General features: G+C 39.9%; 8 protein-coding genes. 1 reads left to right on the forward strand and 7 read right to left on the reverse strand.

From position 1 onward, the window contains the following. Positions 1–293: 293 nt before the first annotated feature. A complete protein-coding gene (locus tag DCC39_RS18265) occupies positions 294–584 on the reverse strand; it encodes a hypothetical protein (protein ID WP_205948544.1) in 291 nt (96 codons plus the stop codon). Positions 585–775: 191 nt separating this feature from the next. Between DCC39_RS18265 and DCC39_RS18270 the strand changes: the two genes are divergently transcribed. Further along, positions 776–1,339, forward strand: coding sequence for an FAD-dependent oxidoreductase (locus DCC39_RS18270; RefSeq protein ID WP_116556321.1), 564 nt, complete (start codon positions 776–778; stop codon positions 1,337–1,339). A 176-nt stretch (positions 1,340–1,515) separates the two neighbouring features. On the opposite strand, the gene DCC39_RS18275 is transcribed toward DCC39_RS18270, so the two are convergent. From DCC39_RS18275 to DCC39_RS18300, 6 genes are all read right to left on the reverse strand, one after another. Further along, positions 1,516–2,181: a hypothetical protein gene (locus tag DCC39_RS18275; protein ID WP_240613695.1), complete on the reverse strand. Its 666-nt coding sequence runs from the start codon at positions 2,179–2,181 to the stop codon at positions 1,516–1,518. Positions 2,182–2,249: 68 nt separating this feature from the next. Further along, on the reverse strand, positions 2,250–3,734 hold the full coding sequence (locus tag DCC39_RS18280) for a sensor histidine kinase (RefSeq protein WP_116556323.1): 1,485 nt from the start codon (positions 3,732–3,734) through the stop codon (positions 2,250–2,252). After that, positions 3,722–4,402 (reverse strand): response regulator transcription factor, encoded by a 681-nt coding sequence (locus DCC39_RS18285; protein ID WP_116556324.1) that lies wholly within the window; start codon positions 4,400–4,402, stop codon positions 3,722–3,724. Before DCC39_RS18285 ends, DCC39_RS18280 begins: the two co-directional genes overlap by 13 nt. A 5-nt stretch (positions 4,403–4,407) precedes the next feature. Next, on the reverse strand, positions 4,408–5,181 hold the full coding sequence (locus tag DCC39_RS18290; RefSeq protein WP_240613696.1) for an ABC transporter permease subunit: 774 nt from the start codon (positions 5,179–5,181) through the stop codon (positions 4,408–4,410). An 8-nt stretch (positions 5,182–5,189) separates the two neighbouring features. Then, positions 5,190–6,017 carry an ABC transporter permease gene (locus DCC39_RS18295; RefSeq protein ID WP_116556325.1) on the reverse strand — a complete coding sequence of 276 codons (828 nt, stop codon included), beginning with the start codon at positions 6,015–6,017 and terminating at the stop codon, positions 5,190–5,192. Continuing rightward, the gene (locus tag DCC39_RS18300) at positions 6,014–6,742 is read right to left on the reverse strand and encodes an ABC transporter ATP-binding protein (protein WP_116556326.1); all 729 of its coding nucleotides are present in this window, start codon (positions 6,740–6,742) and stop codon (positions 6,014–6,016) included. Before DCC39_RS18300 ends, DCC39_RS18295 begins: the two co-directional genes overlap by 4 nt. Between the last annotated feature and the right edge of the window lie 115 nt (positions 6,743–6,857).

The raw sequence follows: 6,857 nt of genomic DNA on the forward strand, positions 1-6,857 counted from the left end.
TACACGGGAATGTATGTTTCCATTATAGCATACATCAGGGTGAAAGTATCCTAACTATTTAAAAAATACAAGTCGGACAATTTAGATAGCTGATGTCTATCCCTTATCCGAAGGCGATTCATCTCCACCCTGCTTCGCTGAAGATGGAGTCTTCTCGCCTAAATACGATAAAAAGCATCTTTTCAAAAGACCAAAGTTCTTTTTTGCATTTATTTTGCGATAAATGATCGCAATGAAAAATCGAAGGAGGCCAGATTTTCATCTGTTCTTCCTTCGATCGTAGGTTTCAAAAATTATTGCATCTTGTTTTGAGCGTTAGCACTTTGCTGCGCTTGCTGAATTTGCTGTTGTGCTTGTTGAAGCTGCTGCTGTGCCTGCTGCAATTGTTGCTGTTCTTGTGCACTAGCTTGAGCACCTGCTTGGCTTTGAACCTGCTGAAGCTGCTGTTGCGCCTGTTGAAGCTGTTGCTGCGCTTGCTGGATTTGCTGTGGATTCGCACTTGATTGTGCTTGTTGAACAGCTTGTTGAGCTTGCTGTGCAGCTTGAACAGCCTGTTGAAGTTGTTGCTGATTTTGTTGTGGCATGTACATTACCTCCAAAAAAATAAGTTTGTTGGGTCACTACTTTGATCCCAACAATTTCTATACTTTGTAAAATGAAGAAATTTATTCATAAATTTTTATATTCATCACAAAGTTATCTGTAAATTAGAGGAAATAGCACTCATTTGGGGAATGTATTACCATACGTAACTATATCTTAAGGAGCTGGTTTTATGTTTGATGTTGCGATCATCGGGGCAGGCCCCGCTGGGGCTAGCGCCGCCCTCTTTACTGCAAAAGCTAGAAAGAAAACATTGCTTATCGACAATGATAAAGGCATGACGAGGCGGGCGCTACTTCTAAATTATTACGGAGTCAAGGAAATTGACGGACCGGATATGGTCGATATCGGCTTGAAGCAAGCCGAAAGCTTCGGCGCTGAACTCATAAACGATACAGCCGTCGATCTGAAAAAGGCAGGCGATACGATTCAAATCGAAACTGAGAACGGCCAATATGAGGCGAAGCACGTCATTCTTGCAACCGGGGCAACGGTCAACTTTGCAGAAAAAATTGGCGTTCAAACAAAAGAAGGAACCGAACCGAGAATAAAAAAGGTCGTGGATGTGGATGCTGCAGGGAAAACCAATATCGACGGCGTATGGGCAGCAGGTACGTGTGCAGGAATGAGCGTCCACGCTATTATCACAGCCGGTGATGGAGCAAAGGTTGCGATCAACGTCATTAGTGAATTGAACGGTGAACGCTACGTTGACCATGATATTTTAGAAAAATAAAATATAAGAAAGCCTGTTAAACCGTATTGATTTTTTCAAAATCAGTGCGGTTTAATGATTACTGTTTCAAGAATTTCTCTATGCCAGAAACAATAATAGCGGTGATTATACCAATCAGAATAAACCATAAATCCTCCTAACAATATCTTTAATAACTTCTTCCTAACTACTAAGGCTCATTTCTGAAAGTAATCAGCTATCTCCTTCCGCATTCTTTCTTTATGATTTGCAAATTGTTTATGCCGATGGCCATTCGCCCCTGATGGGTGAGGAAACCCCGTAAGAATATGAGTGGCGTTAAAAAGTCCTGACTTCAAAAGATGACGAAGAACATTCGAGACATTCACTCCTAATGGAATGACAAGCGGGTTATTTAATCGGGATAGATTACTAACAAAACATTCCATTACATATCGTTTCAACATTTTATTTTTTAAAATTGCAGGGGTTGAACCTGTGAAATTTTTGCCTTTGTAAAAAACAGGATATGGCAATATTCCTGTCGTATGGACAAAATGATTGGCAGCAGTAAAAAGCTCAGCTGAAGAAGATAGACCTAAATACCTTTGCAACTCCAATTCGTCAAGCATGTGAATCAAGTTTTTCCGCATAGTACCTTCATAGCTAGAGGCCTTCTTCGCTTCATGTAGAAGCTGCTCGTTATTTTTCAACCGGTCTTTGTTATTTAAGACAGAGGCATAAGCCTTCTTCATCTGATTAATGCCTGGGGTTATCCCTACAATGAGGACGGTTGCATGTTCGTTGAAATATTCAACCGGTGCATAATAAATCGAGAGATTCCGATCCTCTGAGGTTTCCAACAAAAACGACTCAGAAACCATTTTCCCATCCTCTAGCGGAGAGGAGAGGGAAAAAATTTTCTCCTTATAATATTCGAATTTAGAATACGTTACGATTCCGATCCGTCCTCTCCCTCCTTCATATTCTTTATCAAAATGTTAAAATAAGCTCCGCTTTCCTCTTTATTTCGAGCGATGATTTCCCCATGGTGCTTCTTCACAATCATTTGTGAGATGAATAGGCCTAAACCAGAGTGTCCGCCCTCACTGTTTCGGGACCGATCATCCCGATAAAACTTTTCAAAAATCTCCGACGTATTTTTCGTTGAGAAACCTGGACCGCTGTCTTCTATTTCAAAAATAATTTCTTTCTCTTTGATGGTTGTTTTCCACTTTATCACACCACCTTGGGGAGTATAACGAAGACTATTGGATAGGATATTATCCAGCACTTGATTGATACGATACGGATCGATCCAGACCTGCTTCGTTTCACTGGATATGTTATCAAACGTTGCCTCCAACGTAATATTTTTCGGGTGGCTCAATAGTTCGTATTCTTTTGCTTTTGCAAGAACGAAATCTTTTATATCTGTCTGTTTCACTGTTAAACTGAACTCAGGATGTTCGATTTTCGAGACATCTTCCAAATCACGGATTAACTGGATGCAACGCCGACTGCTCGCTTGTATCGTTTGCAAATAGCGTTCAAGCCTTTCGGGATGAAATGTTTTCATTTCCTGCAATCCTTCCACATGGCCTTGTATAATCGTTAACGGTGTTTTTAAATCATGTGCAACTGCAGCAATCATATCCCTTCTTTCCTGCTCCAGCTTCCATTGCCTATGGAGTGATTCCTTCAAAGCCTCTTTCATTTCTTCAAAAGCAGCAACCAATTGATTCAGTTCTTTTGTACTTTTCACATGAGATAACGAAAAATCGAGATCACGGTTACCAATTTTATGCGCACCCTCGATAATTTCATTGAAAGGTTGTTCAATTTTCCTGCTAAACCGTTTACCGAATACATATGAAACAAGATAAAAATAAAAAAATGGAGATAGAAAGGCTAACCCACCACCTAGAAGGAATACAAACGGGATTTGAGGATTCGCTGACGTTAGTGTTAATTCATAGCGAAAACCGATGGCTCCAATTAAATTTCCTGTTTCATTGAAGACAGGATAATATTGGAGGATTTTACCGCCATCATAGAAATTTGTGTTGAGATGATTGGCTAGATCACTCTCAGAGGAAAGGTACTGTTTTGGCATGCTTCCATACATGACGTGCCCTTCTTTATCCACCACTTGATAATCCATGCCTTCAAGCGGAATGACTTTCTCTAGTTTATCTTTATTTTCATCATCAAGAAGGTTTTCTTGTTCCTGAACAAACGTGACTAAACCCGGAATTTTACTTTCATAATAATTCGCTGGATTGATTCGCTCATTTTCTAGAAGAAAGTAGAAAAATAAACCAATCACTCCCCAAGTTACGAATGTTGCTAGAATACTCATCACTAAAATGAGATGAAAAGACGACACAATCTGGCCGCGTAACGTCCGATTGGATATCCGATTTAGCTTTCCCATTTGTACCCCACTCCCCACACCGTAGAAATATACGTTGTGTCAGGGTCATGCTTTCCTAGTTTTGCCCGGATTTTTTTAATATGTTCGGTAACCGTCGACGTATCCCCCATCGCTTCTAATCCCCAAACATGATCGTAAATCTGCTCCTTTGATAATACTTGGTTAGGGCGTGAAGCTAAATATTGGAGGATTTCAAATTCCCGTTGGGTAAACATGATTTTTTTGCTGTTGCAAAACACCTCATACGCCGCTGTATCGATAACAAGATTTTTTATATGCAAACGATGATATGTTTTATGATGAATACGTTGTTCCCTTCTTAAGTGTGCATAGATTCTAGTTTTTAATTCTTTCAGGCTAAACGGCTTTTCGATATAATCATCGCCCCCAACCATCAGACCCTTGATCCGATCCTGCTCTGCGCTTTTTGCGCTAACGAAAATAATCGGGCAAGAGACACTTTCTCGAATTTCGCCACATAATGCAAAGCCATCCATTCCTGGCATCATCACATCAAGTATGATCAGGTCAGGCTCTTCCTTTAAGCGTTGCAATGCATCATTACTGTTATAAGCGTAAATTACCGTATAGCCTTCATCCTCTAACGCATCCTTCATAAAGGCGACAATATCCTTCTCATCATCAACAATTAAAATTTTCCCGTTCATTTTACTCATTCCATCCAGTCACGTTTTGTCCATATCGTTACATTTAGTATAGCGCTAATAAGGACGATCGAAAAAGCAAGCGGGATGAGGGTCATATTTTGTTTACCAAGCACTTGAAAAATCGAATCCGTAAAAGTGATAAAGAAAGAAAAATGATCCGAAACATACAGGCCGCCAATTAAAAACCCGATGATCCCGATATAGGATAAGATGACATTAGGCATCACTGTGCTAATCAAACTTCCAATCGTGAGAATGGCTAATAAGATCAGTAGCGCAATCGCATAAAATGTTAATACATAAAGGAACGCTTCAGACGATTGCAGTTCACCTGTATTAAAAAACGAAACTTCGGTTACGTTAGGAAAAACAAGATAACCGTAAATCGTAGCGGCTAACCAAGTGAATACTAACAAGCCAAAAATGAGCACGCCTTGTACACTCCATTTTATTGCAAACAGCTTGGCTCGCCCTTGTGGCCGTAATAAAACGAGCCGGTATGCCCCTGATGTGTACTCTCCATTAAAGCTATCTACGACAAACATCGGAATCAATACAAAAATGAGAAAAAGACCTAATTCCCTTAAAAAGAAAGGAGCTGTATTTAGCGAGTTTAACCCCACCACATGATCCGGATCGTAAAAGCTTTGTCCCCCAACCCCATACAAAAACAGACATTCGAAGCCAAGGAGAAAGAGATAGACAAACAAACCCACCCATGTTTTCTTTCTTTTAAACATTCGTTCAAATTCACTGATCCAAACGTTTTTCACAATCATGCACCACCTTAAATATAAGAATCTTTTTTCTTGACTATAAGAAAAGTTAAAACGTTAAAAATAATGATTGTCATACTAATGACGAAAATAATCCAGCCAGTCCACTTCGGATGTTCAGCAAGCATGGCTGTAATCCCCTGCCATTGGATCATAGGAATTGAAGTGAAAAACAGTTTCATATAAAGCGTGTCACCCAATAAAGGTTTCATAATTGACAAGACATTAGGATAAGCAAATGAAAACAAGAGGTACCCAATGCTTGTTCCAATCATCGTTGTCGTCGTGTGGCTAACAACCCCAATAAAAAACAAAATAGAGACAATGGCTAACACTGTAAACATAGCGATTCCATAGAATTTAACATTGTATAGCAATCCATCTGCCCATGTAGCCAATTCTTGATGATAAAATAAAGGAAACTTCGCGGGAGCATCAAAAATGATCATCCCAAGTAAGTAGCTCACGGCAAAATAAATGGCGAAAAACAGCACAATGGTCCCAATCGTTACAATAAATTTAGCAAACAAAATTTCCTGGTAAGAATACGAACGGATCAATACCATTCGCAGTTGCCCTGTCCGATACTCCTCCGTAACGGAAAAAGCAATTAAAATCAGGATAATGCCTTGAAAAACAGTGATCAGCATTTCGGAAAGACCTAAGATTGGAAAGTTCCATGCGACTGCATACTGTGGCAAGTCTGTTGAAAGTGCCTGGTTTTGCGTGTGTAAGTATTTAGCCGCACCAAGGAGAACGAGTGGAACACTGAAGAATAGAAGCCACGTCGTTTTTCTTTTCCATAATCTTTCCCATTCACTCTGCACTAATTGTTTCATTGTGACACCAACTCGATAAAGGCATCTTCTAGGCTTTCATGCTGATTGGCAAGATCTTCTTTCTTGCCATTCCAAAGCAACTTACCATCACGAATCACAATAATTTGTTCGCATACCTTCTGTATTTCATCAAGTAAATGACTCGAAATAAGCATCGTTATCCCATACTTTTGATTCAACTTCATAATCAGCTCTCTTAATTCCCGAATCCCCATAGGATCTAATCCATTTGCCGGTTCATCGAGGATCAAAAATGACGGTTTCCCTAGTAGTGCTTGAGCAATGCCCAGCCGCTGCTTCATCCCAAGCGAATAGGTCCGAACCTTATCATCCGCTCGATTCTCTAAGCCAACAATTCGAAGAACTTCCGTAACTCTTTCCTTTTGTTCCGTTTTCGATAAATCAGGGTAAAGACGCGCTAAATTTCTTAAGTTTTCCTTCCCTGACATATACGGAAAGAAAATAGGGGATTCGACAATCGCACCAACATTTCGTAAGGCTTGTTTTCGATTGGCTGTCAACCGGATTCCATTTACTTCGATTTCTCCTTTCGTAGGCTGAATGAGTCCTGTTAAAAGCCGAATTAAAGTAGTTTTTCCCGCGCCGTTTGGACCTAACAATCCACAAATAGTTCCTTGTTCGATGCCAAAACTAACCGAATCCAATAAATGTCGCCCCTTCACTTTTTTTGTAACATTTCGAACAGATAACATTTGATTTTCCATCTGATCCCTCCTCGAAATCAGTATAGAAAACAAATATAAAAAATTTATAAAAATCAAAACCACCCGTGTGAACGGGTGGTTTGCTCTACGGCTGAAAGCCTTTGTTACTGGCCAG

It is taken from the genome of Pueribacillus theae (assembly GCF_003097615.1).
GTDB classification, from domain to species: Bacteria; Bacillota; Bacilli; order Bacillales; family UBA6769; genus Pueribacillus; species Pueribacillus theae.

Bases quoted from the DNA above. Each gene is read 5' to 3' on its own strand.
- DCC39_RS18265 (WP_205948544.1), bottom strand. From the start codon at position 584: ATGCCACAACAAAATCAGCAACAACTTCAACAGGCTGTTCAAGCTGCA.
- DCC39_RS18270 (WP_116556321.1), top strand. From the start codon at position 776: ATGTTTGATGTTGCGATCATCGGGGCAGGCCCCGCTGGGGCTAGCGCC.
- DCC39_RS18275 (WP_240613695.1), bottom strand. From the start codon at position 2,181: ATGGTTTCTGAGTCGTTTTTGTTGGAAACCTCAGAGGATCGGAATCTC.
- DCC39_RS18280 (WP_116556323.1), bottom strand. From the start codon at position 3,734: ATGGGAAAGCTAAATCGGATATCCAATCGGACGTTACGCGGCCAGATT.
- DCC39_RS18285 (WP_116556324.1), bottom strand. From the start codon at position 4,402: ATGAACGGGAAAATTTTAATTGTTGATGATGAGAAGGATATTGTCGCC.
- DCC39_RS18290 (WP_240613696.1), bottom strand. From the start codon at position 5,181: ATGATTGTGAAAAACGTTTGGATCAGTGAATTTGAACGAATGTTTAAA.
- DCC39_RS18295 (WP_116556325.1), bottom strand. From the start codon at position 6,017: ATGAAACAATTAGTGCAGAGTGAATGGGAAAGATTATGGAAAAGAAAA.
- DCC39_RS18300 (WP_116556326.1), bottom strand. From the start codon at position 6,742: ATGGAAAATCAAATGTTATCTGTTCGAAATGTTACAAAAAAAGTGAAG.